This is a genomic window from Eubacterium sp. BIOML-A2, from assembly GCF_009680135.1.
Lineage (GTDB): Bacteria > Bacillota > Clostridia > Lachnospirales > Lachnospiraceae > Faecalicatena > Faecalicatena contortus_B.
In genome coordinates this window covers 3,660-3,913 of the sequence record NZ_WKZK01000109.1, presented here as the reverse complement: position 1 = coordinate 3,913, position 254 = coordinate 3,660, and the positions used below count along the sequence as shown (strand labels likewise).

General features: G+C 47.6%; 1 protein-coding gene. It reads right to left on the bottom strand.

Translation table 11 applies throughout. From position 1 onward, the window contains the following. Window positions 1-18: 18 nt before the first annotated feature. The coding region (locus tag GKG43_RS23160; protein WP_206672039.1) for a hypothetical protein at window positions 19-254 on the bottom strand (236 nt) is incomplete at its 5' end.

Here is a 254-nt window from a genome sequence, read left to right as displayed (position 1 = left end):
TTCAAGATGTGTATTGAATTATTTTGATACTGGAACCGTATCCCTTTGCTTATGTACACCTACTGGGGACATAAAAGTCCCGCCAATTCTATATCCATACGCTGCCCCCGTTTGAGGCCCCACCTTAGGAACGAGTCCTTTTCCTGCCGGTTGGATGCGCCAGCTCCATGAAGGGATAGCCGAAAGCCTCCCGGAGAACATCCATGTCCTTTCAAAAACGCTCAAAGCGAACCTTAGAAATTCTTGGTGGGAAA